28 protein-coding genes are annotated in these 25,782 nt (G+C 60.3%); 12 read left to right on the top strand and 16 right to left on the bottom strand.

Translation table 11 applies throughout. The features are described from left to right. Positions 1–26: 26 nt before the first annotated feature. Positions 27–1,445, bottom strand: coding sequence for a PLP-dependent aminotransferase family protein (locus PMI03_RS18880; RefSeq protein WP_007696312.1), 1,419 nt, complete (start codon positions 1,443–1,445; stop codon positions 27–29). A 104-nt stretch (positions 1,446–1,549) separates the two neighbouring features. On the opposite strand from PMI03_RS18880, the gene PMI03_RS18875 reads away from it, so the two are divergent. Next, on the top strand, positions 1,550–1,798 hold the full coding sequence (locus tag PMI03_RS18875) for a DUF1127 domain-containing protein (RefSeq protein ID WP_007696310.1): 249 nt from the start codon (positions 1,550–1,552) through the stop codon (positions 1,796–1,798). Positions 1,799–1,842: 44 nt separating this feature from the next. On the opposite strand, the gene PMI03_RS18870 is transcribed toward PMI03_RS18875, so the two are convergent. The 6 genes from PMI03_RS18870 to PMI03_RS18845 all read right to left on the bottom strand — a co-directional run bounded on the left by PMI03_RS18870 (position 1,843) and on the right by PMI03_RS18845 (position 5,615). Then, a complete protein-coding gene (locus PMI03_RS18870) occupies positions 1,843–2,376 on the bottom strand; it encodes an AAA family ATPase (RefSeq protein WP_039974398.1) in 534 nt (177 codons plus the stop codon). Positions 2,377–2,460: 84 nt separating this feature from the next. After that, a complete protein-coding gene (locus PMI03_RS18865; protein ID WP_007696306.1) occupies positions 2,461–2,868 on the bottom strand; it encodes a hypothetical protein in 408 nt (135 codons plus the stop codon). A gap of 126 nt (positions 2,869–2,994) precedes the next feature. Beyond that, positions 2,995–3,666, bottom strand: a complete 672-nt coding sequence (gene purQ / locus PMI03_RS18860) for a phosphoribosylformylglycinamidine synthase subunit PurQ (protein WP_007696304.1) — start codon at positions 3,664–3,666, stop codon at positions 2,995–2,997. 103 nt (positions 3,667–3,769) lie between these two features. After that, a complete protein-coding gene (gene purS / locus PMI03_RS18855) occupies positions 3,770–4,012 on the bottom strand; it encodes a phosphoribosylformylglycinamidine synthase subunit PurS (protein WP_007696302.1) in 243 nt (80 codons plus the stop codon). Positions 4,013–4,030: 18 nt separating this feature from the next. After that, positions 4,031–4,795: a phosphoribosylaminoimidazolesuccinocarboxamide synthase gene (purC, locus tag PMI03_RS18850; RefSeq protein ID WP_007696300.1), complete on the bottom strand. Its 765-nt coding sequence runs from the start codon at positions 4,793–4,795 to the stop codon at positions 4,031–4,033. 265 nt (positions 4,796–5,060) lie between these two features. Next, positions 5,061–5,615, bottom strand: coding sequence for an alpha/beta hydrolase (locus PMI03_RS18845; RefSeq protein ID WP_007696298.1), 555 nt, complete (start codon positions 5,613–5,615; stop codon positions 5,061–5,063). A 173-nt stretch (positions 5,616–5,788) separates the two neighbouring features. Between PMI03_RS18845 and PMI03_RS18840 the strand changes: the two genes are divergently transcribed. Together PMI03_RS18840 and PMI03_RS18835 are read left to right on the top strand one after the other, a co-directional pair. Further along, the gene (locus PMI03_RS18840) at positions 5,789–6,595 is read left to right on the top strand and encodes a DUF2189 domain-containing protein (RefSeq protein WP_007696296.1); all 807 of its coding nucleotides are present in this window, start codon (positions 5,789–5,791) and stop codon (positions 6,593–6,595) included. Positions 6,596–6,703: 108 nt separating this feature from the next. Beyond that, a complete protein-coding gene (locus PMI03_RS18835; RefSeq protein WP_007696294.1) occupies positions 6,704–7,174 on the top strand; it encodes a low affinity iron permease family protein in 471 nt (156 codons plus the stop codon). A gap of 12 nt (positions 7,175–7,186) precedes the next feature. Here the strand turns inward: PMI03_RS18835 and purB are convergent, their stop codons facing one another. The 4 genes from purB to PMI03_RS18815 all read right to left on the bottom strand — a co-directional run bounded on the left by purB (position 7,187) and on the right by PMI03_RS18815 (position 10,961). After that, on the bottom strand, positions 7,187–8,488 hold the full coding sequence (gene purB / locus PMI03_RS18830; RefSeq protein ID WP_007696291.1) for an adenylosuccinate lyase: 1,302 nt from the start codon (positions 8,486–8,488) through the stop codon (positions 7,187–7,189). A gap of 102 nt (positions 8,489–8,590) precedes the next feature. Then, positions 8,591–9,004, bottom strand: a complete 414-nt coding sequence (locus tag PMI03_RS18825; RefSeq protein ID WP_007696289.1) for a hypothetical protein — start codon at positions 9,002–9,004, stop codon at positions 8,591–8,593. A gap of 94 nt (positions 9,005–9,098) precedes the next feature. After that, positions 9,099–9,785 carry a ribulose-phosphate 3-epimerase gene (rpe, locus tag PMI03_RS18820; protein WP_007696286.1) on the bottom strand — a complete coding sequence of 229 codons (687 nt, stop codon included), beginning with the start codon at positions 9,783–9,785 and terminating at the stop codon, positions 9,099–9,101. A 93-nt stretch (positions 9,786–9,878) separates the two neighbouring features. Further along, positions 9,879–10,961, bottom strand: coding sequence for a branched-chain amino acid ABC transporter substrate-binding protein (locus PMI03_RS18815; RefSeq protein ID WP_007696284.1), 1,083 nt, complete (start codon positions 10,959–10,961; stop codon positions 9,879–9,881). Between the two features lie 169 nt (positions 10,962–11,130). Here PMI03_RS18815 and PMI03_RS18810 point away from each other — a divergent pair, with 169 nt between their 5' ends. The 7 genes from PMI03_RS18810 to PMI03_RS18780 are packed head-to-tail and all read left to right on the top strand — an operon-like array spanning position 11,131 to position 16,832. Beyond that, positions 11,131–11,625, top strand: coding sequence for a flavin reductase (locus PMI03_RS18810; protein WP_034519348.1), 495 nt, complete (start codon positions 11,131–11,133; stop codon positions 11,623–11,625). Positions 11,626–11,645: 20 nt separating this feature from the next. Then, positions 11,646–12,581 carry a MoxR family ATPase gene (locus PMI03_RS18805; protein ID WP_007696279.1) on the top strand — a complete coding sequence of 312 codons (936 nt, stop codon included), beginning with the start codon at positions 11,646–11,648 and terminating at the stop codon, positions 12,579–12,581. Positions 12,582–12,585: 4 nt separating this feature from the next. Then, a complete protein-coding gene (locus tag PMI03_RS18800) occupies positions 12,586–13,833 on the top strand; it encodes a VWA domain-containing protein (RefSeq protein ID WP_007696277.1) in 1,248 nt (415 codons plus the stop codon). A 7-nt stretch (positions 13,834–13,840) separates the two neighbouring features. Next, positions 13,841–14,170, top strand: coding sequence for an XdhC family protein (locus tag PMI03_RS18795; RefSeq protein WP_007696275.1), 330 nt, complete (start codon positions 13,841–13,843; stop codon positions 14,168–14,170). Then, a complete protein-coding gene (locus tag PMI03_RS18790; protein WP_007696273.1) occupies positions 14,170–14,877 on the top strand; it encodes an XdhC family protein in 708 nt (235 codons plus the stop codon). The genes PMI03_RS18795 and PMI03_RS18790 overlap by 1 nt, the downstream gene beginning before the upstream one ends. Further along, the gene (locus PMI03_RS18785; protein ID WP_007696271.1) at positions 14,874–16,508 is read left to right on the top strand and encodes an NTP transferase domain-containing protein; all 1,635 of its coding nucleotides are present in this window, start codon (positions 14,874–14,876) and stop codon (positions 16,506–16,508) included. The genes PMI03_RS18790 and PMI03_RS18785 overlap by 4 nt, the downstream gene beginning before the upstream one ends. A gap of 3 nt (positions 16,509–16,511) precedes the next feature. Then, positions 16,512–16,832, top strand: coding sequence for a TfoX/Sxy family protein (locus tag PMI03_RS18780; RefSeq protein WP_007696269.1), 321 nt, complete (start codon positions 16,512–16,514; stop codon positions 16,830–16,832). Between the two features lie 6 nt (positions 16,833–16,838). Here PMI03_RS18780 and PMI03_RS18775 read toward each other — a convergent pair whose 3' ends face one another. From PMI03_RS18775 to PMI03_RS18755, 5 genes are all read right to left on the bottom strand, one after another. Beyond that, on the bottom strand, positions 16,839–17,258 hold the full coding sequence (locus PMI03_RS18775) for an NUDIX domain-containing protein (RefSeq protein WP_007696268.1): 420 nt from the start codon (positions 17,256–17,258) through the stop codon (positions 16,839–16,841). A gap of 14 nt (positions 17,259–17,272) precedes the next feature. Beyond that, entirely contained in the window at positions 17,273–18,793 is a 1,521-nt protein-coding gene (locus PMI03_RS18770) for a DEAD/DEAH box helicase (protein ID WP_039974329.1), read from the bottom strand. A gap of 183 nt (positions 18,794–18,976) precedes the next feature. Further along, positions 18,977–20,332 carry a M23 family metallopeptidase gene (locus tag PMI03_RS18765; RefSeq protein WP_007696263.1) on the bottom strand — a complete coding sequence of 452 codons (1,356 nt, stop codon included), beginning with the start codon at positions 20,330–20,332 and terminating at the stop codon, positions 18,977–18,979. Between the two features lie 117 nt (positions 20,333–20,449). After that, on the bottom strand, positions 20,450–21,292 hold the full coding sequence (locus PMI03_RS18760; RefSeq protein WP_007696262.1) for a ferritin-like domain-containing protein: 843 nt from the start codon (positions 21,290–21,292) through the stop codon (positions 20,450–20,452). Further along, positions 21,292–21,774 carry a peroxiredoxin gene (locus PMI03_RS18755; protein WP_007696260.1) on the bottom strand — a complete coding sequence of 161 codons (483 nt, stop codon included), beginning with the start codon at positions 21,772–21,774 and terminating at the stop codon, positions 21,292–21,294. Before PMI03_RS18755 ends, PMI03_RS18760 begins: the two co-directional genes overlap by 1 nt. A gap of 130 nt (positions 21,775–21,904) precedes the next feature. Here PMI03_RS18755 and PMI03_RS18750 point away from each other — a divergent pair, with 130 nt between their 5' ends. Further along, on the top strand, positions 21,905–25,324 hold the full coding sequence (locus tag PMI03_RS18750) for a DUF3971 domain-containing protein (protein ID WP_007696259.1): 3,420 nt from the start codon (positions 21,905–21,907) through the stop codon (positions 25,322–25,324). A gap of 33 nt (positions 25,325–25,357) precedes the next feature. Then, complete coding sequence (locus PMI03_RS18745) at positions 25,358–25,762, top strand: VOC family protein (RefSeq protein ID WP_007696258.1); 405 nt, start codon at positions 25,358–25,360, stop codon at positions 25,760–25,762. The last annotated feature ends 20 nt before the right edge of the window (positions 25,763–25,782 follow it).

The raw sequence follows: 25,782 nt of genomic DNA, 5'->3' as shown, positions 1-25,782 counted from the left end.
GCCGAAGCAAAACCGCAACAATGCCGTCATATGTGACTGTCGTAGCCGGCCGAGCCGTTTTCCAGAAGACGGCGTAACGTCATGAACCCGGCGGCGACATCGTCGCGATGTTGCGGAGAGGAAAAGGCGACGCGAACGCGGTGATAGACCTTATCCGAGCGGCCCGCCTTGAATTCGTCCTCGTCGTCGACAAGCACGCCTTCGGCAAGAGCGGCGTTCTTGAATGTGCCGGAAAGCCAGGGCTCCGGCAATTTCAGCCACAGAAACGGTACATGCGGATGTGAGGCGAATTCGAAGCCGGATAGCGCCTCGCGCGCCAATTGTTCGCGGGCGCGGATTTCATCGACCGCCTTGCGGCGCAGTGCCAGCGCGTGGCCTTCGAGGACGAGCCGGGCGCAGGTTTCCGCCAGGATGAAGGGCAGGCCGCCGGTCGTCATCTTGTGGGTGACCTTGATGCGCTGGGCGAAATGCGGCGGGCAGGCGACCCAGCCGCCACGCACGCCCGCGGTGACCGATTTCGACAGGCCGCTGACGAGAAAGGTGCGCTCCGGCGCGATGCTTGCCATCAGCGGGTTCGGATCCTCGGTCATGCCGCCGTAGAGATCGTCCTCGATCAGCCAGACGCTGTGACGCCGGGCGATGGCGGCGATCGCACGGCGGCGCGCCTCCGGCATGGTCGTCAATGTCGGATTGTGGGCCGTGGGCATCAGGAACGCCAGGCGAGGATGCTGCTGCTGGCAAAGCCGCTCGAAATCGTCGGGAATGATGCCGTGCTCGTCGGAATCCACCAATATGGAACGGCGGCCGAGAAGACGGGTGGCGCGGCTGACCTGCGTGTAGGTCAGGTTCTCGAAGACGATCTTGTCGCCGGGGGAGGTGACGGCCGAAATGACGGCGATGGCAGCGGCATGGGCGCCAAGCGTCGGCACCACCGTTTCGATTGCCGGCTGCCAGCCATTGCGGGCGAGCCAGACCTGGCCGGCACGGAACCAGTTCGTTGGGAAGCTGCGCGAATAGGAGGAAATCTCCGCCTGATGATCGCGGCTGATGTCGGCGAAAAGCCGGCCGATAACCTCGCCCTGGCCGATATCGGGTGCCGCCGTTGTATCGAAGCGGATCTTGCCGTCAGGGGTTTCCAGGCCACGGGTGCCGGCCAGCGCCTGCGTGATCGGATCCACCGGCTCGATCTGCTTGCTGTTGATGCGGTCGAGCACATAGGTGCCGCGGCCGACCTCGCCGGCGACAAGGCCACGTTCGTGCACGAGCGCATAGGCCCGGCTGACGGTGCCGATCGTCACGCCGATATCATAAGCGAGATTGCGTTGCGGCGGCAGCTTCGTCCCCGGCGGCAATACGCCATGGGTGATCGCGTTTTCAATGCTGTCGGCGACGCGGATGTAGACAGGTCCGTTCCCGCTGGAAATGTCAGGTAGCCAATTTGTCATGATGACAATTTCTTAGATTGCCTCGGAAATAGAGTCAATACTATGAGTCAATTGTGTCGTTTGGCTCGATACATTCCCCATTGTCACTATTCTGCGAGCACAAAATGGATACAATAGATACAATCTGCCTTTCCAAGGTTACCGAACCCGTCAAGATGCCGCTTGATGCTTTCAAGCCGGCGCAGCTCATGTCGCGGCTGACACACCGTTTTTGGGCGGCCTTTGCACTTTGGCTACAGAAGCGCGAAAGCCGGTGGACATTGCGAGATCTGACGGATGATCAATTGCGCGATATCGGGCTGACCCGCAGCGAAGCGAGGACTGAGGTCAACAAGTCGTTTTTCTGGGATTGAGCGAGTTGGGCCGCGTGTCAGGCTAAGTCGAACAGTGGCAGGTGCTAGCCATGATCCAATACGGACAGTACGAAATCCGCACGTTCTTCGACGCTTACCTTCGGCAGAAGGTGGATCTGATAGCCGAGTGAGGGATAGACGCTGCTCAGCCTATCGTATTCCGCGATAGCAGCGGAAAGGTCATGCCTTCGCTCGCTATCCCCGACATATATCTCCGGCCAGGGCGGCGTCAGGAAGACATGACTGTTGTAGCGGTGTGACTGCCGCAGCGCGTCCAGAACCGGTTCGCCCGTCAAATGTTGGAGAGCGGAAGCGGCGTCGATAAGGCCCCTGTCAAAGAAGACGACACCTTGGGCGGCCGCTGCATTGGAACGATCAGCGATCGACATTTCGATAGCCCGCCGGGCGAAGGCGGGAGCATCCACCCAAGGCAGGGTGGAGCCGCCGCGGCCCAGTTCCTCGACAACGATACGCCGCCCCGGCTCTTCGACCACCTGATATCCGCGATGCTTCAGCACCTCGAGCAAGGTCGACTTGCCGCCGCCAGAGCAGCCTGAAATGACGACGAAACGATCCATGGCAATGAGCTCCGAGAACAAGGCCATGTCATGCTTTCCCGAGATGGCCTACTTGCCGGCGATGGAGCTGCGGCGGCGAAACCCTTACTGGCAGCCCTTCGAGCCCGCGGCCCAACGGTTGACGTCGCCGGTGATGCGGCCGCCGGAGGCGCCACCCATCATTGGGCCGAAAGCCTGCAGCTGCGCTGGATTGCCTTCCGCCTGGACGACGAGGGACGGGCGGCCGGTCGGGTGTTTCTTGTCGACCACGAGAATGCGCGGGCGGCCGGTGAAGGAGTTGAGTTCAGGCGCGAGCTGATAGCCGGCGAAGGCCGGATCGGCCGATTTGAACCAGCAGGCATTGGCGCTCAGCATGACGCGTTCCATCGTCGTCAGGGCGGTGCGATCAACCGTGATAGCGGTCGGTGCGCGCGTGCCGCAGGACGTGACGAGCAGGCCGAGAGCCACAAGAGCGGTGGCGGAATAAAATCCGGTAGCGAGGCGAGGGCGCATCAATCTCTCTTCCAATGGATGGGTTTGGGCTGCTCTAGCCGATGATGTGAAAGGAACGTTCCGACGCCCCTATGGGACAAAGCGCCGGTCGGTCCACAAGATTCACTCTTGGTGTGGATGATCGCCTTAGGCGGCGATCACGTCGAGGGCGGAGGCGAAGAGGCCGCGACCGTCGGAGCCGCCATGGGCCGCCTCGATCAGGTTTTCCGGATGCGGCATCATGCCAAGCACATTGCCCTTGGCGTTGATGACGCCGGCGATGTCGTTGATCGAGCCGTTCGGGTTGGTGCCTTCAGCATAGCGGAAGACCACCTGGCCATTGCCTTCGATAGCAGCCAGCGTTTCGCTGTCGGCAAAATAGTTGCCGTCATGATGGGCAACCGGGCTGCGGATCACCTGGCCCTTGGCATAGGCGCGGGTAAAGTCCGTTTCGGCGTTAGTGACCTCGAGCTTGACCTCGCGGCAGACGAACTTCAGCGAGGCATTGCGCATCAGCGCGCCCGGCAGCATGCCGGCTTCGACCAAAATCTGGAAGCCGTTGCAGACGCCGAGAACCTTGACGCCCTTGTCTGCCTTGTCCTTGATTGCCTGCATGACCGGCATGCGGGCTGCAATCGCGCCGCAACGCAGGTAATCGCCATAGGAGAAGCCGCCGGGAATGACGATCAGGTCGACATCCGGAATCTCGGTTTCCGTCTGCCAGATCGTGACGGGCGCCTGGCCGGAAATCTTGGTCAGCGCCGCGATCATGTCACGGTCGCGATTGAGACCGGGAAGTTGAACGACTGCTGATTTCATGATTCTGCTCCCGAGATAGGCGAAAGATATTGGCTTGGAGGTGTTCGGCGAGCCATACTCTATTGTCCGTGACAAAGAAAGAATGGCTCCCGGAAAACGGCAATCAGTCGATCGAAATGCTGAAGTTCTCGATCACCGTGTTGGCGAGGAGCTTTTCGCACATGGCTTTCAGCTCAGCTTCTGCCTTTGCCTTGTCGGCACCGTTGAGCTCCAGGTCGAAGACCTTGCCCTGGCGGACCTGGCCGACGCCTTCGAAGCCGAGCGCGCCGAGTGCGCCTTCAATGGCCTTGCCCTGTGGGTCGAGAACGCCGTTCTTCAGCGTGACGGTTACACGAGCCTTGATCACGATTGTCCTTCCTGCGCTTTACTTGACGAGAACCGGCCCCGTGCCGCGCACGGGTTCGTTTTCATTAATGATGCCGAGACGGCGGGCAACTTCGGAATAGGCTTCCACCAGGCCGCCCATGTCGCGACGGAAACGGTCCTTGTCCATCTTCTCATGGGTTTCGATGTCCCAGAGACGGCAGGAGTCGGGCGAGATTTCGTCGGCGAGGATGATACGCATCATGTCGCCCTCGAACAGGCGTCCGCATTCGATCTTGAAATCGACGAGCTGGATGCCGACGCCGAGGAAGAGGCCGGTCATGAAGTCGTTGACGCGAATGGCAAGCGCCATGATGTCATCGAGTTCGGCGGGGTTCGCCCAGCCGAAAGCGGTGATGTGCTCTTCGGAGACCATCGGGTCTTCGAGCGCGTCGGACTTGTAATAGAACTCGATGATCGAGCGCGGCAGCACCACGCCTTCCTCGATGCCGAGGCGCTTGGCGAGCGAGCCGGCGGCGACATTGCGCACGACGATCTCGAGCGGGATCATCTCCACTTCCTTGATCAGCTGCTCGCGCATGTTGAGGCGGCGGATGAAGTGCGTGGGAATACCGATCTTGTTCAGATGGCTGAAAATATATTCGCAGATGCGATTGTTCAGAACACCCTTGCCATCGATGACTTCGTGTTTTTTCTTGTTGAAGGCGGTGGCATCGTCCTTGAAGAATTGGATCAGCGTGCCCGGCTCAGGTCCCTCGTAAAGGATCTTGGCCTTGCCCTCGTAAATACGGCGGCGACGGTTCATTGGTGTTGTTCTCTGTCGTTGGCGCTCTGGAGGAAGCGCAATTGGATCTGTCTGTTGGCGTCCCCATAACGGATAAGAAGCAAATTCACAATCCGCCAGCGCCTCCTTCCTCGGAATTCCGGCTTTGGTGGGTACCAATGCGAGAATCGGGATCCTGTCTTCTCATGTTCTACAGGCTTTTATTTGACGATGGAATGAAGCCCGCAAGTACTGCACAGGCTAGTGATCCACCCCAAGCAAACCATTGTATCACACTTGGCCGCGATTACGGCTTAAGGTTGCTCAGAAACTTGGCGAAGACCATCGTGCCTTCCGGCCAAGGCCCATGGCCGGAATCGGCATTGATATGGCCCGCCTCGCCGGCGTCGATCAGTAGGGAACCCCAGCTATGAGCCAGCTCTTCGGTCTGTTCGTAGCTGCTAAAGGGATCGTTGCGGCTAGCGATGATGAGCGAGGGAAAAGGCAAGGGATCGCGCGGGTAGGGACCGAAGGTCATCAGATGCTTCGGCTTGATCTTCGGATTGGCGACATCGGGCGGCGTGACGAAGAAGGCGCCGGCCACCTTGTTGCGAAAATAGGGGATTGCGTGGATCACCGAGGGGACGCCAAGCGAATGCGCCACCAGCACCACCGGCTTGGTCGCGGCATTCACCTCTTCGGCGATACGGGCAACCCAGTCGTCGCGCACGGGCTTTGACCATTCCGCCTGTTCCACGCGCCGAGCCGTCGAGAGCTTTTGCTCCCAGCGTGTCTGCCAGTGGTCCGGGCCGGAATTGGTGTAACCGGGAACGATGAGAATATCTACGTCGGAGACTTTCATGATGCGCCGATGTGGAAAAGGAAGACCTGACTGTCAAGGGAAAAGGCGACAATTGCGGCAAAATTTGTTAGAATGACGCTTGCCGGTAGCGATTGATGATGTCGGCGTCTCTTTTGCCCCGATATTTTCGTGCCGCCAGCTGAACACATAGGCTGATGAGGAGGAGGAATATTATGGCGGCATTTCACGTCATGGCTGGCGCAGACCACACCTTTACGCGCCCGGCCATCCGCAAGATCGGCATTGCCGACCTCGTCGACGCTCTGAAAATGGGGCTGGACGACTTCAGGGAAAAACCATCGCACTATGTCTTTCTGTGTCTGATGTATCCGATCGCGGGCATTGCGCTGACGCTATGGAGTTCCGGTGCCAACCTGTTGCCATTGCTCTTTCCGTTGATGTCCGGCTTCGCGCTGGTCGGACCGCTGGCGGCCATCGGCCTTTACGAAATCAGCATGCGACGGGAAAGAGGGATGGATACCTCCTGGCGGCATGCTTTCGACGTGCGCTTTTCGCCAGCCTTGCCGTCGATCATCGTGGTCGGCCTCATGCTGTTCGCCTTCTTCATCGTCTGGCTGGTGGTGGCGCAGAATATCTACATGGCCTTTTTCGGTGACTCGGTGCCGGTGACGCTATCGTCGTTCCTGTCCAATGTGCTGTCGACGCCGCAAGGTATGGCGATGATGTTCTGGGGCAATCTTACCGGATTCGTCTTCGCCCTCGTGGTATTGGCAACCACCATCGTTACCTTCCCGCTGCTGCTCGACCGCGATGTCGGTGCGGTGGCGGCGGTCGATGCGAGCCTGCGCGCAACATTGCTCAATCCGGTGCCGATCGCGATCTGGGGCCTGATTGTGGCCGCACTTCTGGTGATCGGCACCATTCCGATCTTTGCGGGCCTTGCCGTTGTCATGCCTATCCTCGGTCATGCCACCTGGCATCTCTATCGCAAGCTGGTCGTGCCGGCCGACACGCACTAGGTAGCTGGGGCGAGTGGAACCACAGTGACTTTGCGGCGTTGATCCGCGTCATCCCTGCGTATCTCCCGAATTCGGGAGATACGCAGGGAGAGGCCGGGGACTCGATGCATGGCAGAGCTCAAGCATATTTTCGCGCATTTCGCCGCCACGGTTTCGGAATGGGCGGGGAAACCGGTTATTTTCATCCTGGCGCTGCTATCGGTCATCGTCTGGGGCCTGACGGGACCGATCTTCGATTTCTCCGAGACGTGGCAGCTCGTCATCAACACGGGCACGACCATCATCACCTTCCTGATGGTCTTCCTGCTGCAGAACGCCCAGACGCGCGATACGCGCGCTATTCAAGCCAAGCTCAATGAACTCATTCTGACCAGCGCCGCGGAAAACCGCTTTGTCGGGATCGAGAACCTCGACGAGGAGGATCTGAAGCATCTGGACCGGCTGGTGGAAAAAGCTGCCAAGCTTGATGGAGACAGACCGGCCAGCGGGCAGCGCAAGGACGACGTTGGCGGGAAGACGCGCCTGAAACAGAAAAGGCGGCGCATCGTCAGCGCCGCCCCTTCAAAATCGGATCAATAGGTCGGTTCGACCTCAGCCGAAGACGCGCTTGAAGATCGTGTCGACGTGCTTGGTGTGGTAGCCGAGATCGAACTTTTCGCGAATGTCCTCTTCCGAGAGCGCCGCGCGCACTTCCTGATCGGCGAGCAGCTCCTCGAGGAAGTCCTTACCCTGTTCCCAGACCTTCATGGCGTTGCGCTGCACGAGGCGATAGGAATCTTCGCGGGAAACGCCGGCCTGGGTCAGCGCCAGCAGCACGCGCTGCGAATGAACAAGTCCGCGGAACTTGTTCAGATTGTTCATCATATTTTCCGGATAGACCAGAAGCTTGTCGATGACGGTGGTGAGCCGCGACAGTGCGAAATCGAGGGTGACGGTCGCATCCGGGCCGATCATGCGCTCGACGGAGGAGTGCGAAATATCGCGCTCATGCCACAGGGCGACGTTTTCCATTGCCGGGAGGGCATAGGAACGAACCATGCGGGCAAGGCCGGTCAGGTTTTCGGTCAGCACTGGATTGCGCTTGTGCGGCATGGCCGACGAGCCCTTCTGGCCGGGTGAGAAATATTCCTCGGCTTCCAGCACTTCAGTGCGCTGCAGATGGCGGATTTCGACGGACAGGCGCTCGATCGAGGAGGCAACGACGCCGAGTGTCGCGAAATACATCGCGTGGCGATCACGCGGGATAACCTGCGTCGATACCGGCTCCGGCTTCAGGCCGAGGGCGGCGGCGACATGCTCTTCGACGCGCGGATCGATATTGGCGAAGGTGCCGACGGCGCCGGAAATGGCGCAGGTGGCGACTTCCTCACGCGCGGCGATCAGGCGCTGCTTGCAGCGCTCGAATTCGGCATAGGCGAGCGCCATCTTGACGCCGAAGGTGATCGGTTCGGCATGGATGCCGTGCGAGCGGCCGATGGTGACGGTGTCCTTATGCTCGAAAGCACGGCGCTTCAGCGCTTCCAGCAGCTTGTCAATATCGGCGAGCAGGATGTCGGTGGCGCGCACGAGCTGGATGTTGAAGCAGGTATCGAGCACGTCGGAGGAGGTCATGCCCTGGTGCACGAAGCGGGCGTCGGGACCGACGATTTCGGCCAGATGCGTCAGGAAGGCGATGACGTCATGCTTGGTGACGGCTTCGATCTCATCGATGCGCGCGACGTCGAAGGTCGCCTTGCCGCCTTTTTCCCAGATGGTTTCAGCAGCAGACTTCGGAATGACGCCGAGTTGGGCCAAAGCGTCGCAAGCATGGGCCTCGATCTCGAACCAGATACGGAACTTGGTTTCGGGCGACCAGATGGCGACCATTTCCGGTCGGGAGTAGCGCGGGATCATGGGCTCACAACTTTCTTGGGGTGCGGGAAACGAATGCTTGGCGCCCCCATAACAAAGACGGGCGGCAATCTCAATGTTTCTTGGCGCAATCTTTCGTTCGGTTCAACGCATATGCCTGGCGAGATAGAGGCTCGCGGCCAGCAAACAGAGGAGACCGAACGGCAGAAACAGGCCAAGGCCGAGAACGGCAAACTGATAGACGGCGCTGGCGCTGGTGAAGGCGAACTGAAATGCCCAGACGAGCGTGCCGAACGGCGCGTGCCAGCGAGCATAGAACCAGCGGTAATCCATGGCGAAGAGAAAGGCGGTCATGGCGACGGTGCCGAGCGACAGCATCAGGAAGAAGGCTGCGAAACGCGCTTCAAGCGTTCGACCACGGGCAAGAAGCCGCGCCAGCGGCAGCATGAAGGGCCAGGCTAGTGTGCCACCGAGGAAATAGACGGCTGTCAGCGCGGGCAGATGGCTCGTCAGAAGGCCATTGCGCAGATAAAGCGCCGCCAGCACAGAACCCGCCATTGCTGCGCCCCAACAGGGCGCTCCGATCAGCAGCTGTCGATAGGAAGGGACGGCTGCCTTGAGCCGCCCGCTCGCAACGACAGCGCTGGCCGGATTAATTTGATCCAACGCGGCCCCGTTCTGCCGCAGCCCTGAGGTCGGAGACCGTCTGCTTGTAAGCCTCGACGGATTCGCCCTTGAAGATGGCCGAGCCGGCGACGAGAACATTGGCGCCGGCAGCAGTGATGAGCGGCGCGGTCTCGACGGTGACGCCGCCATCGACTTCAAGTTCGATCGGGCGGTTACCGATGAGTGACTTGGCGTTGCGGATCTTATCGGCCATGGCCGGAATGAATTTCTGACCGCCGAATCCCGGATTGACCGACATGATCAGGATCAGGTCGATATCGTCGAGCACGTTTTCCAGGATCGACAGCGGCGTTGCCGGATTGAGGGTGACGCCGACCTTCTTGCCGAGATTACGGATCGTCTGCAGCGAGCGATGCAGATGCACGCCCGCTTCGGCATGAACCGTAATCCGGTCGCAGCCCGCCTTGGCGAAGGCTTCGAGATAGGGATCGGCCGGCGAGATCATCAGGTGGCAGTCGAATGTGGCAGTGGTATAGGAGCGCAACGACTTGATGACATCGGCGCCGAAGGAGATGTTTGGCACGAAATGCCCGTCCATGACATCGAGATGGATCCAGTCCGCCCCGGCTTCGGTCACATCTTTGACTTCCTGCCCGAGCTTGGCAAAATCGGCTGCGAGGATGGAGGGGGCAATGCGGATCGGCAGGGTCATGGGATAGCTGAACTCCGTCTAATTTTTTCGCGCTTGGCTTATCACCGGTTCGGCTGGCGGACAACCTAGTCCGCCAGACTTGCACGGACCCTATCAGTTCGACGCCGCCGTCAGAGGCACAAAGGCGTTGCTGCGCCATTCCAGCAAACGGTAAGGATTGTCCGTCAATTCGTGGTTGCTGCCGAAGGTGATCGGACCGATCGGGGTCTGGAAGGCTGTGCCGATGAGCTTGTCAGCAACCGGCTTGTTTTCCGCCTTGGCACTTTCGGCCGCCTGATTTGCAATCAACGCTGCTGCGGCTGCCGGCAGGATATAGCCGTCCGGTTCAATGCCGCCGGCGCGCATCGTCTGCATCGCCGCCTGAGCAGCGGGCAGGCTGGCATAATCGGGCAAGGCGATGGCCTGAACGCCGTCGGCCAAAGGCACCGGCTGGTTGGCGGCACGCATCGCGTCACCACCCATCAATTTCAGTGGGACGTTCTCGCTTTGGGCATCGCGGGCGATGATTGCCACGTCGCTGCGGTCGCCGCCGATGAAGACCCGCGTGGCGCCGGCTTTTTTCAGCCGGCGGACAAGGGCGATCTGCTGGTCCTGGCCAGGGCGAAAGGTATCGGTGAAGACAGGCTTTAAGCCCTTTCCCTCAAGTGCGGTGCGTATTGCGCCCACCAGTTCGCGACCGTGAATCGTGCCATCGTCGATCAGGGCTAACGGCTCTGCCGCCCAGTTTTTCAGGATGGTGTCTGTAGCCATTGCTGCCTCGGCAGTGTCCACCGGTGCAAGGCGAAACAGCGGCCAGCCGTTCTTCAGCGCATCTTCCATCAGGATATGGGAGCGCGCCGAGACGGTGATGACGGGAATGCCGGCATCCTTCAGCCGTGGCAGCGCGCTTTCCAGGGTTTCGCTGCACAGGAAGCCGATGGCAACCTGTACCTTGGCGGTGATCAGCGCTTCGGCGACGGCCTGGCCACCATCCTCCGTGCAGGGTTCATCGACGACGGTGGCGGAATTCTGCTGCGCCTGCACTTGGAAATTGGCGCCGGCGGTGATTTCGGCGCCGAGGGTTGCGAAGTTGCCTTCCTGCGGTGCGACGATACCGATATTGATGCCCGCGGCATGGCTGCTGCCGGCTGTCAGGAGCAGCAGCATCAGAAGCGGTGTGCGACGCAGAACATTCATCGAATGGTTATCCCAGGCAAATCTTCTGCCCTTTTATCCACATGACAGTGGTCGTCAAAGAAAAAGCAACAAAATCACTCGGTTTTCAATAATCCTATTGTAGAAAAGCTAGCATTCGCCCGCCATATTGAACGGAACGTGTGAAATGACAGAAATGAGGGAAACGATCGTGCTAGACAGGCAGAGTATGGGGCCAGCGCTCTATCGCGATGCCATGAGCCGCTATGCGGGGCATGTGCAACTGGTGACCACGGCACTCGGCAGCGAGCGGCGCGGGGTGACGATCACGGCTGCCTGCTCGGTGTCGGATAATCCGGCCACGGTCCTGATTTGCCTCAACAACAGCAATGTGAAGAACGAGATCTTCTTCAAGAGCGGCGTCTTCGCGCTGAATGCGCTCGGCGCGCATCATCAGGGGCTTGCGGATGCGTTTTCCGGCAAGACTGGCTTGACCAACGACGAGCGTTTCGCCGCCGGCACATTCGAGACGCTGGTGACCGGCGCACCGGTGCTTGCCGACGCGCTGGCGGCCTTCGACTGCCGCGTCACCGAGATCAAGGAAGCGTCGACGCACAACATTATTTTCGGCGAGGTCATGGCGGTGCGTTTCAGTGAAATCAAGCCGGCGCTGCTCTATATGAACCGCGACTATCACACGCTATAAACTCCCTGAAGGGAGAAACCATGTCCGATAAAGCTGCACCTTCATTTTCATTGCCTGGCTCGATAGACGAGACGATCGCCTTGCTCGGCGCTCACGACTATCTCGCTGGGCGCGCGCTCGGCACGGTGCTGTTTCTGGCGCTGAAGATGAAGCGGCCGCTGTTTCTCGAAGGCGAGGCCGGCGTCGGCAAGACCGAGATCGCCAAGGTTCTGTCGAAGGCGCTCGACCGGCCGCTGATCCGCTTGCAGTGCTATGAAGGTCTCGACGTTTCCTCCGCCGTCTATGAATGGAACTACCCGGCGCAGATGCTGGAAATCCGTCTTGCCGAAGCATCGGGCCTCACCGATCGCGACCGTATCGAGGCTGATATCTTCTCCGAGCGATATCTGATCCGCCGGCCCGTGTTGCAGGCCCTGTCGAGCGTCGACGGTCGTGCGCCGGTCTTCCTGATCGATGAGCTTGATCGTACCGACGAGGCGTTCGAAGCCTTCCTGCTGGAAGTGCTATCCGATTTCCAGGTGACCGTGCCGGAGCTTGGTACAATCAAGGCCGCTGAGCCGCCGATCGTTATCATCACCACTAACCGCACGCGCGAGGTGCATGACGCACTGAAGCGGCGCTGTCTCTATCATTGGGTCGATTATCCGGAGGCCGCGCAGGAACTGGAGATCATCCGCCGCAAAGTGCCCGGCTGCAACGAGGCGCTGTCGGGCCAGATCGTCGCCTATGTGCAGAAGCTGCGTGCGCTCGACCTCTTCAAGAATCCCGGTGTCGCCGAAACTATCGATTGGGCGACGGCTCTCACCGAACTCGACAGGCTGGCGCTCGATCCGGAGACGATCTCCGACACGCTCGGCACCCTGCTGAAATACCAGGATGATATCGCCCGTATTCAGGGTGGCGAGGGCAAGCGGGTGCTGGATGAGGTGAAATCCGAACTGCTCGCGACGGGATAGGCCGATGAATCCGCAAGCACAGGATAGCATCGCCGCTCCGTTATCATCGTCTGGTGACGGGCGCCTTGCCGATAATATCGTCTTCTTCGCGCGGGCACTTCGCAAGGCAGGACTGAAGATCGGGCCGGCGGCCATTGCCGATGCCATCGAGGCCGTGGAGGCGATCGGCATCGGTTCGCGCGAAGAATTTCATGCAGCGCTCTGTTCCACCTTCGTCAAGCGGCATGAGGACCTCGCGGTTTTCGACGAGGCTTTCCGGCTGTTCTGGCGCTCACGCGATCTCGTGCAGAAGATGATCGCGATGATGTCGCCGATCGCGCTCGACAATCGCGAGAAGGAAAAGCCGAAGCCGGGCGAGACCCGCGCCGGTGATGCCTTGCTCGGCGATCGCAACGACCGCCGGCCGCAGCGCGAGATGCCGGATATCGAGATCGATGCCCGCTTCACCACATCCGGCAGCGAAGTGTTGCGCCGCATGGATTTCGCACAGATGTCGGCCGCGGAGATTGCCGTCGCGAAGAAGGAGCTGGCGAGGCTGGAACTGCCGCTCGATAGGGTACGGACCCGCCGTTTCGTGTCGGCACATGCGCCGGTTCGGATCGATCCCCGCGCAACGATGCGCTCGGCGCTGCGCACCGGCGGCTCTCTGATCCTCCCGCGTTATCGCAGGCACAGAGAGATGCAGCCACCGCTGGTGGTTCTCGCGGACATCTCCGGCTCGATGAGCCAATATACCCGCATCTTCCTGCATTTCCTGCATGTGCTCACCGAAAGGCGGCGGCGTGTACATACTTTCCTCTTCGGCACGCGGCTTACCAATGTCACGCGGGCGATGCGGCACAAGGATCCGGATGAGGCGCTGGACGAATGCGCCGCTGCTGTCCGTGACTGGTCGGGCGGCACACGCATCGGCGAAACGCTGAAGGAGTTCAATCGGCTCTGGGCGCGCCGCGTGCTCGGGCAGGGTGCCATCGTGCTCCTCATCACTGATGGGTTGGAGCGGGACGGCGTCGAGCCTTTGGAAACCGAGATGGACCGGCTGCATCGTTCCTGCCGGCGGCTGATCTGGCTCAATCCGCTATTGCGCTTCGAAGGATTCGAACCTCGTGCCCGTGGTGTGCGAACCATGCTGCCGCATGTTGACGAATTCCGTCCGGTTCACAATCTATTATCTCTGGCCGATCTCGTTTCGGCCCTCAGCGCCGGCCGTGCCGGCGCCTATGATCCACGCCGTTTTCTCGCCAAGCTGTGAGGCAAACATGACAAACATATCCGAAAGCCTGGATCCGCTTGTAATCGCGGAGGAATGGGCGTCCGCCGGCCGCAGCGTGGCGCTGGCGACCGTCGTCGACACCTGGGGTTCAGCACCGCGCCCAACCGGCAGCCATCTCGTTATAGACGGTGAGGGCAATTTTCATGGCTCGGTTTCCGGCGGCTGCGTCGAAGGCGCTGTCATCACCGAGGCACTGGACGTGATCGAAAGCGGCAAGGCTCGCATGCTGGATTTTGGCGTGGCGGATGAAACCGCCTGGCGCGTTGGCCTGTCCTGCGGCGGCCGCATTCGAGTTTATGTCGAAAGGCTTCATTGATGGACCGTCAGATACTGACGAAGCTGAATGCACTGCGACGCGCGCGGCAGGCGGTGATCCTGGTCACCGATCTGTCCGGAGGTCCGGACCGGCTGATTGTCGAGGGGGATGCTGTTGATGGGCTTCTTGCCGACGCCACGACTTCCGCCTTCCGCTCGGGAAAGTCATCGGCGGTCGACATCGACGGACGCAACCTCTTTCTCAATGTTCACCTGCCGCCACCGCATATCGTGGTCATCGGCGCCGTGCATATCAGCCAGGTCTTGGCGCAGATGGCCGTGCTTGCCGGCTTCGATATTCGGATCATCGACCCGCGTACGGCCTTTGCAACGTCGGAGCGCTTCGAGGGCGTCGATCTCGTTGCCGACTGGCCCGTGGATGCGCTGAAGGAGCGGCCGCTCGATGCCTATACGGCGCTGGTCGCGGTCACCCATGATCCGAAAATCGACGATTTCCCGATCGCCGAAGCGTTGAAGGTGGGCTGTTTCTACGTCGGTGCGCTCGGCAGCCGCAAGACGCATGCGAGCCGCCTGGAGCGATTGACGCGGGAAGGGCTGACGGAAGGCGATCTCGCGCGGATTCACGCCCCCATCGGCCTTCCCATTGGCGCGTCGAGCCCGGCGGAAATCGCTGTTTCTATTTTGGCCGAGATTATCGGAGCGCTGCGCGGCCGCAATGTCTTGTCGCCAAAAGGTGACAAGACATGATCTTCGGCGATTTTCCGACGAGAGAGGCGGTTGGCGCGATCCTGGCGCATTCCGTTCGCTTGCCGGATGGCAGCTTTGCCAAGGGGCATGTTCTTGAGCCGGCAGATATTGATCGCCTTGCTGTGGCCGGAATCGATCGGGTCATTGCCGCGCGGATCGAACCGGGCGATCTGATGGAGGACGAGGCTGCGGAGCGGCTGGCGCGGGCGATCACGCCGGATCATCTGACCTTTTCTGAGGCGGCCACAGGGCGCGTCAATGTTCATAGCGCAGTCGACGGCCTGTTCGTTGCAAACCGCGCCGCCGTTGACCGGCTGAACAGCGTCGATCCGGCGATCACGCTTGCCTGTCTTGCCGATCACGTCCCGGTGCGCCGTGGTGATATGGTGGCGACCTTCAAGATCATACCGCTTGCTGTCTCCGGTACGAAGATTGCAGCCGGTGTCGATATCCTGCGGCGGATGACGGCGTTCGAGGTCAAGCCGTTCCTGCCGCATGCGATATCGCTGATCGCCACCGAACTGACGTCGCTGAAGATATCCGTGATGGACAAGACGGCGCGCATCCTGTCGCAACGGCTGCAGCTTGCCGGCAGTACGCTGGTGCGGGAAGAGCGTGTGGCGCATCGCGCGCCTGCGGTGGCGGAAGCGATTGATGGCGCGCTGCGGACCGCGGATCGATCGCCGAAGCTGATGATTGTCTTCGGCGCATCCGCCGTCATCGACGCCGGCGATGTCATTCCGGAAGCGATCCGGCTGGCGGGTGGCGAGGTCATCCAGGTTGGCATGCCGGTCGATCCCGGCAATTTGCTGGTGCTTGGCAAGGTCGGTGACGTCTATGTCATCGGTGCCCCTGGCTGCGCCCGCAGTCCGAAGGAAAATGGTTTCGACTGGGTGCTGGACCGCATTCTTGCTGGCGAGCAGCCGACGCCGCAGGAAATCAGCGGCATGGGTGTCGGAGGTCTTCTAATGGAAATACAATCGCGGCCACGGCCGCGCGATATCCCGGTAAAGCCGGAAGTACCGATTTCCGTTGCCGTCGTTCTGCTTGCTGCCGGCAAGGCGAGCCGCATGGGCGAGGGTGGACCACACAAGCTTCTGGCCGAGTTCGATGGCATGCCGCTGGTGCGACGCTCTGCCTTGACGGCCCTTTCAAGCGGAGCCGCCTCCGTGGCGGCGGTCACCGGTCATCGCCGCGAGGAGATCGAAGAGGCGCTTACCGGGCTGGCGGTTGAGCAAGTCTACAATCCCGACTATGCCTCTGGCATGGCGAGCTCGCTGGTCGTAGGCATCGGCGCGCCGGCGGCGCAACGGAGCGATGGCGTGCTGGTCATGCTGGCCGACATGCCGGGTATCACGAGCGACGACCTGAAGGTGTTGATTGCGGCTTTCCGCCAGGCGAACGGTCAAGCAATAGTGAGGGCCGTGTCGCACGGCAAGCGCGGCAATCCGGTCATTCTGCCGCGGGCAGTCTACGATGCCGTGATGCGTCTGGAGGGTGATGTTGGCGCCCGGCATATCATCGAGACATCAGGGCTCGCCGTCGTCGATGTGGATATCGGCGATGCCGCCCATCTCGATGTCGATACGCCCGAAGCCGTGCTCGCCGCCGGCGGTATTTTGAAGGGGTAGGGAATGGACGATATCGAGATTGAAGAGATGTTCCAGGCGCTTGGCCCGGTAACGATCAAGCGCATGTTCGGCGGCAAGGGCATCTATCATATGGGCCGCATCCTTGCCATCGAACTGGATAGCGAGATGCTGTTGAAGGCCGACGAGATCAGCGCACCGGAATTTGAGGAGGCAGGCGCCAGGCGCTGGGCCTATGAGGGCAAGAAGGGCAAGCCGGTCAACATGCCCTACTGGTCGATCCCGGACGATGCTTTCGACGATCCGGATATCATGGCGCGCTGGGTGAGGCTCGCCTACGAAGCAGCCGTGCGGGCGGATAAATAGTTCTAGCTAGAAATCGTCTTTGCTCAGATGAGCGATCGTCGCTTCTGCAAAAGCCGAAAGCGGCTGCGGTAGCTCGTTGCGGCCAAACCAGCCGAAATCGGAGAGTTTATCCGGCTCAACCAGACTTGCTTCGCCGGAAAAATCCTTGGTGACATAAATCAGCGAGATCCAGTGCTGCCGGTCGGCTTCCACGAGGACTTCAATGGCGCAGAGATAATCTATTTGGCCGATGGAGAGGCCGCTTTCCTCTTCGGCCTCACGGATGGCGGCTTTGGCGGCCGGCTCCATATGATCGACCTTGCCACCGACGATGCTCCAGAAGCCGGCTTCCGGCGCCTTGAGGCGCTTATAGAGCAGCAATTTCCGATCCCGCAAAATCGCGAGACCGGTCCCTAATCCTGGGAAATCGATGCCGGGTTTCCCCATGCCGCGCGACCCTGTTAGCCCTTGGCGTTGGCTACGATCAGCATGAATGCGGGGATATCGTCGCCGAAGCCGACCGGGGTCGGGCCGTCATCGTGGTCGCGGTAACGATTGCGGCGTTCGCGATTGTCGTCATTGGCAGCAGGGAAGGGCCGATTGTTGTTACGAGAACCATTGTGGGATTTGTTGTTGTTCTCAGACTTGCGCTCGTTTCTCACGCTCTCGGCCTTTGCTGGTGCTGCTTCGATCACTTCAACGACGACAGTATCTTCGACGTCGATATCAGATTTATGACTCGAGGCACTCCGGCCTCTGGGGCTGCGATCACGCTCGCGGCCTTTGCCTTTCGGCTCGCGGCGGCGAGAAGAACGATTGTCGTCCCCGCCTTCTTCAGCCGGCGGCAGCGCCGACAGGTCGCCGTTCAGCCACTGGACATCTTCGCCGATCAGCTTTTCGATCGCGTCGATATGCTTGGTGTCGCGCTTGGTCACGAGAGTAAAAGCTGCGCCCGAGCGACCGGCACGGCCGGTGCGGCCGATGCGGTGGACATAATCTTCCGAATGGATCGGAACATCGAAATTGAACACATGGCCGACATCGGGAAGGTCGAGACCGCGTGCCGCGACGTCGGAAGCCACGAGAAGCTGGATCTGGCCGTCACGGAAGTTCTGCAACATCGTCGTGCGCGAGCGCTGGTCCATGTCGCCATGCAGTGCGCCGACAGAGAAACCATGGCGCTGGAGCGAACGGAAGAGGTCGGCCACATCTACCTTGCGATTGCAGAAGATGATGGCGTTCTTCAGGTCGGTCTGGGCGCGGATGAGATCGCGCAGAGCGGCGCGCTTCTCATAATCCTTGCCATGCGAAGCAACGAAACGCTGCGTCACGGTCTTGGCCGTCGATGCCGGCGCCGAGACTTCGACACGTTCCGGGTTCTGCAGGAAGCGGTCGGCCAGCTTCTGGATTTCCGCCGGCATGGTGGCCGAGAAGAACAGGGTCTGGCGGGTAAAGGGAATGAGCTTGGCGATGCGCTCAATATCCGGGATGAAGCCCATGTCGAGCATACGGTCGGCTTCGTCGATAACAAAGATCTCGACGGCACTCATCAGCAGCTTGCCACGTTCGAAATGGTCGAGCAGGCGGCCGGGCGTGCAGATCAGCACATCGGCGCCGCGCTCAAGCTTGCGGTCTTGTTCTTCGAAGGACACGCCGCCGATCAGCAGCGCGATGTTCAGGCGGTGATTCTTGCCGTACTTTTCGAAATTCTCGGCGACCTGCGCAGCGAGTTCGCGCGTCGGTTCGAGGATCAGCGTGCGCGGCATACGAGCGCGGGCGCGGCCCTTTTCAAGCAGGGTCAGCATCGGCAGAACGAAGGAAGCGGTCTTGCCGGTGCCCGTCTGGGCGATGCCGCAGATGTCGCGGCGCTGCAGCGCAAAGGGAATGGCGCCAGCCTGGATCGGAGTCGGCGTGGTGTAGCCCGCGTCTGTTACAGCGGATAGGACTTTTTGGCTCAAGCCAAGGTCAGCAAATGTTGTCAAAGGGAAAACTATTTCCGTTCCGGTTCGGTCGAACACTCATGAGTCGACACGTTCTAGCGTGCCGCAATGCTGCGCGACATAGAACCAAATACCCGCGAAGTCAAGGAAAGCGGGCGCTTCAGAAAGCCTGAGGCTCATTCACAACGCAATTTTTAGATTAGCGCCATCTTTGTTGCTCGTTTGTCACAATTCTCGCGCCGAAATTGCCCCGATCCCATTGATATAACTTGCCAGCTTCATGCCGGCATTGATGAAATACATCGGGTCTATCGGATGGCCGTTCTCGCGGACTTCGTAATGCAGATGCGTGCCGGTCGAGCGCCCCGTGCTGCCGGCTAGGCCGACAGCGTCGCCCGTCTTTACCGTATCGCCAGCCTTGACCAGCAGCTCTTCCATGTGGCCGTAGCGCGTGGAGATCCCATCGCCGTGGTCGATCTCGACCATGTTGCCGTAGCCGCCCGTCCAGCCGGCGGAAACGACCTTGCCTGGCGCCGTCGCCCTGACCCTCTCGCCCGGGCTGAAATGAAAGTCGGTACCGGTGTGCAGTGCCAGCTTGCCGAGGAACGGATCCTTGCGATTGCCGAAAGGACTGGTGATCAGTTTGCCCGGTGCGGGATTGCGGAATGGCAGGCTCTCGGCGGCGCCACGCATCGTCTCCAGACGCGTCAGGGCCGTATCGAGATCGGCCATGGACTGTTCGAACTGATCGACGTTCTCAGGCGCGACATAGGGGCCGCCGACGCCTTCGTCGTCATTGGCGGGATCCGCGTCCTTGCTCGCAACGCTCGCCGTCACGGTGGGAACCTTGATGCCGACATTCTGCATGATCGACTGGATGCTGTCGGCGGTATCGGCGGCGCCGGTTGTCAGGCGCTGCACGCGAGTCAATTGATCCTGCTCGATATGCTTCAGCGACAGCGTCACCCTGGAGAAGACGCGGTCGGCACGGTCGGCGACTGTCTCGGGAGCGGGAACGTAGGCGAGGGTGGAGTTGTCGGGTGTGGCATCGGCGGGCTTGCCGCTCGACAGAAGCGTCTCGATTGCTTTCAGGCCGCCGGTCAATTCCGCATGGTCGCCCTTGTCGGCGCGATTGCCGGTGGTCGCGGCATTGGCACCCTTATTATCCATCAGGCCGGAATTCTCGGCTCGGTCGAGCAGTGCATCGAGCTTGCCGTGGCGCGAGGACAGCGCCTGCTGCTGCTCCATCAGCTTGTCGACTTTTTTCTCGACGACCTGCTGGTCGAGAAGCTGACGCGAGGTGACCCTGTCGACCTGGGCGCGCAGCGCGGCGATCCGGTCTTCATAATCATATTGCATGCGCGCCTGCCGGGCCATGGTGGCGCCGATCAGGTCGTCGCGCAGCACGAGATAGGAGGTCGCCAGGAGGTAGCCGATCGAAAAGATGCCGACGAGACAGACGCAGAACGCTGCCATCCACGGGCGGACGGTCATGTGACGCACGCTATCGCCGCTTGCCACGATGATGGTGTGACACCGCTTCTGCTTGCCGAAAACCCGGTTCTGAGGCTTGGTTGTCACCGAGAATCTCCCAATCGACGCATTCTCGCATCCATTGTGGAAGTAGACGGATTTATGGTTAATGATTGCTTTACGCTGCGCTACTAGAAAATTGAAAAGCTCTTGTATTTTAGTATGTTATGTATTGCTTGTGGAAGTAAGTGAGCGATAGAATGACGGCGTCAAGCCGGCCTCGGCGCGGGCGATATCATTGAATGGCGCTTTCAGCGAACCACGGAAATTGGAGCGTACCAGCTCCTGAAATGTACGGGCGGGATCGCGCTTTTCGCGGGCACAGAGGAAGCGAAACCATTTGGCGCCGACGGCCACATGGCCTTTCTCATCATTGTAGATGACATCGAGCACGGCGGCACTTTCCATATCGCCGGTTTCGCGCATCTTTGCCTGCAGCGCCGGCGTCACGTCGAGGCCGCGCGCCTCAAGAATGAGCGGCACGACGGCCAGGCGGGCGGTGAGATCGGTACGGGTTGCGTGCGCTGCCTGCCACAGGCCGTCATGGGCCGGCAGGTCGCCGTAGTCGGCGCCGAGATCACGCAGACGGGCGCGCACCATCTTGAAATGCTTGGCTTCCTCGAAGGCAACCTGCATCCAGCCGTCGAAAAAGGAGTTGGGCACCGGTCCGGTCGCAAAGCGCGCGACGATATCGAGCGCCAGATCGACCGCATTCAATTCGATATGGGCGATGGCGTGCAGCAGCGCGATACGGCCCTGCAGCGTGTGCAGCGACCGCTTTTTCATGTGCTTTGGCGGCACCAATTCCGGCTTCTGCGGCCGGCCGGGGCGATCGGCCAGCGGCGGATCGAGTGGTGAGCGCAGCGACAGGGTGCGCGCGAACCAGCGGGTGGCCGTCTCCTGGGCAAGGGTGGTCTTGCGGTCGAGATCGGCTGAGCGGATAGCGGCGATGGCGCCACCGCGCAGTGACGTGATCGTCTCGATGTCCGCCGGTTCCGACATCGTCATCAAAGTTCCTTCACGGCAGCCAGGACTTCCTCAGCGTGGCCGGCCACTTTGACTTTATCCCAGATGCGCGCGATTCGGCCGTCCGCGGCGATCAGGAAGGTCGAACGGACGACACCCATATAGGTCCGGCCGTACATGCTCTTTTCCCGCCAGACGCCATAGGCCTCGGCTGCCGTTTTCTCTTCATCGGCGGCAAGGGGAACGGACAGGTCGTATTTTTTCACGAACTTGTCATGGCTCTTGACCGAATCCGGCGACATGCCGGCGATCGATGCGCCGGCCTTTTTGAAGTCCGCTGCAAGCGCGGTGAAAGCGATCGATTCGGCGGTGCAGGCGGACGTATTGTCCTTGGGATAAAAGAAGATCACCAGCGGCTTGCCGGCAAAGTCTGCAAGGCTTATGCGGCCACTGCCGTCGCGCGGAAGATCGAAATCCGGTGCTTTGTCTCCGATTGCTAATTCAACCGCTGGGATTTTGGTCACGGGAAAACCTTTCTTTTGCCGGTATTTTAGATGACACTGGGCATCAGCCATATATACTGTACCGGTATGCCGTCCACATCGGACGCAGCGTCACCAACAAAATTGCGAAAAACGAAAGGGACGCACGGGAGTGATCCGAGGCGAAAAGATTATATTCCGCAAGAAGGATCTCGTCTCACTCGACCACTTGCCTTCCGCCCAGGTCGACGATCCCATGATCGTGCATGTGCCGGAGCCTGCCCGCCGTAGCCGGTCGCATGTCTGGCACGTCTGCCGAATCACTCTTGTCTTCATCACCTTCCTTGTCCTGATCGGTGGTGCGCTCGTCGCCACCATCGAGAGCGGCATCTTCGACCAGCCTCTGTCTCAGAAGGCGCAGTCGGCACTCGATGAGGCGATCGGGCCGCGCTATAAGGCGGAAGTTGGCTCGACTGTCGTCCGGTTCACGCCGAGCCTGCGGCTGGCGCTCGAAGCCCACGACGTCAATGTGGTCGACCAGGAAAGCGGTAAGCACCTGTCGACCATGTCGTCGGTCAGCATGGAACTGGATCCCCTGGCACTTGTCGAAGGCCGCGTCGAGGTCGCCAATGTTTCGGCCGAAGGCATCGCGCTCGATACCTCGTTGTTGCCGCAAGGCGATCCCGTCGATCTGACGACTCTACGTGTCGATGCTTTGCCACAAGCGCTAAATTCAGCCTTCGATAATCTGGATTTCCTGGAGCGCTTCGTTCAGCGCGGCGGTACGAACTCGGTGCGTATTTCCGGCTTTGCCGTCAAGCTTGCGCGTCACGAGGGCGAGCCGATCTCGCTCGTGGTGGATAATCTCACCTTCGAACGCAATGGGCCGACGGCGTTACATCTCTACGGAGAGGTTGCCGTCAACGGCTCCCTGGCGACGCTGGATGTGATCGCCGATCAGCAGGAGACCGGCCATAGCTCTTCGCTGACGGCGAAACTTGCCAATGTCGACCTGAAGCCGTTGACCATGGTCTATGACCAGAACGGCACGCCGCGCCAGGGTATCATGAGCCTCGCAGGCATGACGGTCACCGCAGTGCGCGGCGGCGAGGGCGTCGATCCAAAGCTCAACGCTTCCATCGATGTCCAGCCCGGTACGCTGTACATGGACCGCGACATGCAGGACCTGACGCAGGCCAATATCAACCTTGCCTATGACTTCCCGCGCCAGAAGCTTGAGATCGTACAGTCGAAGGCCCAGTTCGTCGGAACCATCGTACCCTTCTCCGGCGCTCTCATCGATCTCGACCGCATCGATGCCAATGCCGGCAAGGGCTTCGGCATCGATTTCCTGATCCGTGGCGGTACGGCGGCTTCCTCGATCTCGAGCGAACAGCCGGTCAGCTTCGACGGGCAGGCGACGGGGCGCTTCCTGGCGGCGACCAAGGAGTTTCAATTCGAGAATATCGGCATTTCGACACCGCTCGGCGCGTTGTTCGGCTCGCTGCATATGAAACTCGGCGATAGCTCGCCGGAAATTAGCTTCGGCGGCCGCGCCGATAAGCTGGATACCACCGCGATCAAGCAGCTCTGGCCTTTCTGGATGGCCTCGAAGCCGCGCGTCTGGGTGGAGAGCAATCTCTTCGGCGGTACGGTGACCAATGCGGTCATCTCGGTCTTCATCCCCGCCGGACGGCTGAGGGAAGCGGCACAAACCGGCAAGTTGCAGCTCGGAAAGGATGAGCTGCACATCGCCTTCGATATCGACAACACCCGTCTCGATGTGCCCGGTGAAATTCCGCCGCTGCGCGATACCAAGGCGCATTTCGACCTGACGGGTCCGACGATGAGCGTCGATATTGCGAGCGCAACCTCCTATTTTTCCAGCGGTCGCTCGGTGACGCTGAACGATAGCAATTTCTCGATCCCGTCAGCCTATGACAAGCCGCTGATGGCGGAGCTCAATCTCGCAATATCCGGCACCGGCGATGCGATCGGCGAACTGCTGAGCTATAAGCCGCTGGAAGTGCTGCAAAGAACCGAATTCAAGCCGGAGAACTTCAACGGCAAGATCGTTGCCAATGTCGATGCGACCATCGGCCTGCTCAGCGACCAGAAGCCGCCTCCGCCCGTCTGGAAGGCGAACCTGCAGCTTAGCAGTGTCGACGTGCTGAAACCGATGAACAATCGTAAGGTCACCAATCTTACGGGGAGCATCGACGCCGATCCTCAGGCCGTGCATCTGAATGCTCAGGCCCAGATCGATGGCATTCCCGCACAGATCGATATGGTTGAGCCCACGGACAGCAAATCGCCAGCCAAACGCAGCCGCGTGATCACCGCTACGCTTACGGATGCCCAACGCAACTCCGTCATACCGGGCCTCAACGACATCATAGACGGCCCGGTCAAGCTGGAGCTCACGCGTATCGATGAGGATCGCCAGGCCGTCAAGATCGACCTCGGCAAGGCGGCCCTGACCGTGCCGTGGATCGGCTGGTCGAAGGGCAGCGGCATTCCGGCCACCGCCCAGTTCGAGGCCTCCGGACCGGACAGTCAGACGGCGCTGAAGAATTTCGTTCTCAAGGGCGACGGCTTTGGTGTCAGCGGCGATCTCGTCGTCAGCAAGGGCGGCCTGACATCAGCCAATTTCAGCAGCGTCAAACTGTCAGCGCTCGACGATTTCGCACTGTCGGTCAAGCACGGCAAGAGCGGTGCCTATGACATATCGGTTTCCGGCAATTCGGCAGACCTGCGGCCGGTTCTCGCGCGGCTGAAAGCATCGTCGAGCGGAGGAAATGGCGGCAGCGCAGACGATTCATCCAGCGCGACAGTCCGCGCCAATATCGACAAGGTCATCGGCTTCAATGACGAATCGATCCGCAATCTCAAGGGTGTCTATTCCGTCTCCGGCGGGCACATTGTAGCGGCGGATTTTTCCGGGCTCACCGATAGCGGCGAAGCCGTGGTCAGCCAGATGAGCAAGGGCGGCGGCAGCGGCACCATTCGCATCACCAGTGGCGATGCCGGCGCTGTGGCACGCTTTGCCGACCTCTATAAACACCTGAAGGGCGGCCTTCTCAATCTGTCTTTGCGTTCCACGGGACCGGATGCATGGGATGGTTCGCTGGATATCCGCAACTTCGCGATCATCGACGAAAAGAAGCTCTCGACCATTGTTTCGACCCCCAGCGGCAAGAACGGCAAGAGCCTGAATTCCGCCGTCAAACAGAATATCGACACGCGGTCGCAGAGTTTTGACCGCGGTTTCGCGCGGCTGGTGTTTCGCAGCGGCGCGCTTTCGGTGGAAAACGGCGTCGTGCGCGGCTCGCAGGTGGGCGCGACCTTCCAGGGAACGGTCAAGGACGCCAAGGGCAACATGGACCTGACGGGCACCTTCATGCCTGCCTATGGCCTCAACCGGCTGTTCGCGGAAGTTCCGATCGTTGGCTTCATCCTCGGCAACGGCAGCGACCGCGGCCTGATCGGCATTACCTTTCGAGTGACCGGCACGATCGAAAAGTCGAGCATGCAGATCAACCCGCTGTCGATCATCGCGCCGGGTGTTTTCCGGCAGATATTTGAGTTTTGAGGAAATAAGCGACGAGCCGGGAGCCGGAGTGGGATGAATCAGAACATTGCCCATATTGCCATCGTCGTTCGAGACTATGACGACGCGATCGACTTCTATGTGAACAAGCTCGGGTTCGTCCTGGTTGAGGACAGCTATCAGCCGGCACAGGACAAGCGTTGGGTTGTCGTGAAGCCAAGGGGCGATGGTGCGGCCTCGCTGCTGCTTGCGCGCGCCTCCTCATCCCATCAGGAGAATTATATCGGCGACCAGGCCGGGGGACGGGTATTCCTGTTTCTACAGACCGATGATTTCTGGCGTGACTATGCTGTCTATCTCGAGAAAGGGATCGAATTCACGCGCGAGCCGAAGCAGGCGGACTACGGGATTGTCGCTGTTTTCAAGGATCTTTACGGCAATCTGTGGGATCTGGTGCAGTTCACCGATGGACGGTCGTAAGCTCCGATTTCTTTGGAAAT

The organism is Rhizobium sp. AP16 (genome assembly GCF_000281735.1).
Lineage (GTDB): Bacteria > Pseudomonadota > Alphaproteobacteria > Rhizobiales > Rhizobiaceae > Rhizobium > Rhizobium rhizogenes.
This window is presented reverse-complemented; position numbering and strand designations above follow the sequence as displayed.

Coding starts and splice junctions, on each gene's coding strand:
- PMI03_RS18880 (WP_007696312.1), bottom strand. CDS start 1,445: ATGACAAATTGGCTACCTGACATTTCCAGCGGGAACGGACCTGTCTAC.
- PMI03_RS18875 (WP_007696310.1), top strand. CDS start 1,550: ATGGATACAATAGATACAATCTGCCTTTCCAAGGTTACCGAACCCGTC.
- PMI03_RS18870 (WP_039974398.1), bottom strand. CDS start 2,376: ATGGATCGTTTCGTCGTCATTTCAGGCTGCTCTGGCGGCGGCAAGTCG.
- PMI03_RS18865 (WP_007696306.1), bottom strand. CDS start 2,868: ATGCGCCCTCGCCTCGCTACCGGATTTTATTCCGCCACCGCTCTTGTG.
- purQ (WP_007696304.1), bottom strand. CDS start 3,666: ATGAAATCAGCAGTCGTTCAACTTCCCGGTCTCAATCGCGACCGTGAC.
- purC (WP_007696300.1), bottom strand. CDS start 4,795: ATGAACCGTCGCCGCCGTATTTACGAGGGCAAGGCCAAGATCCTTTAC.
- PMI03_RS18845 (WP_007696298.1), bottom strand. CDS start 5,615: ATGAAAGTCTCCGACGTAGATATTCTCATCGTTCCCGGTTACACCAAT.
- PMI03_RS18840 (WP_007696296.1), top strand. CDS start 5,789: ATGGCGGCATTTCACGTCATGGCTGGCGCAGACCACACCTTTACGCGC.
- PMI03_RS18835 (WP_007696294.1), top strand. CDS start 6,704: ATGGCAGAGCTCAAGCATATTTTCGCGCATTTCGCCGCCACGGTTTCG.
- purB (WP_007696291.1), bottom strand. CDS start 8,488: ATGATCCCGCGCTACTCCCGACCGGAAATGGTCGCCATCTGGTCGCCC.
- PMI03_RS18825 (WP_007696289.1), bottom strand. CDS start 9,004: ATGGCGGGTTCTGTGCTGGCGGCGCTTTATCTGCGCAATGGCCTTCTG.
- rpe (WP_007696286.1), bottom strand. CDS start 9,785: ATGACCCTGCCGATCCGCATTGCCCCCTCCATCCTCGCAGCCGATTTT.
- PMI03_RS18815 (WP_007696284.1), bottom strand. CDS start 10,961: ATGAATGTTCTGCGTCGCACACCGCTTCTGATGCTGCTGCTCCTGACA.
- PMI03_RS18805 (WP_007696279.1), top strand. CDS start 11,646: ATGTCCGATAAAGCTGCACCTTCATTTTCATTGCCTGGCTCGATAGAC.
- PMI03_RS18800 (WP_007696277.1), top strand. CDS start 12,586: ATGAATCCGCAAGCACAGGATAGCATCGCCGCTCCGTTATCATCGTCT.
- PMI03_RS18795 (WP_007696275.1), top strand. CDS start 13,841: ATGACAAACATATCCGAAAGCCTGGATCCGCTTGTAATCGCGGAGGAA.
- PMI03_RS18790 (WP_007696273.1), top strand. CDS start 14,170: ATGGACCGTCAGATACTGACGAAGCTGAATGCACTGCGACGCGCGCGG.
- PMI03_RS18785 (WP_007696271.1), top strand. CDS start 14,874: ATGATCTTCGGCGATTTTCCGACGAGAGAGGCGGTTGGCGCGATCCTG.
- PMI03_RS18780 (WP_007696269.1), top strand. CDS start 16,512: ATGGACGATATCGAGATTGAAGAGATGTTCCAGGCGCTTGGCCCGGTA.
- PMI03_RS18775 (WP_007696268.1), bottom strand. CDS start 17,258: ATGGGGAAACCCGGCATCGATTTCCCAGGATTAGGGACCGGTCTCGCG.
- PMI03_RS18760 (WP_007696262.1), bottom strand. CDS start 21,292: ATGACGATGTCGGAACCGGCGGACATCGAGACGATCACGTCACTGCGC.
- PMI03_RS18745 (WP_007696258.1), top strand. CDS start 25,358: ATGAATCAGAACATTGCCCATATTGCCATCGTCGTTCGAGACTATGAC.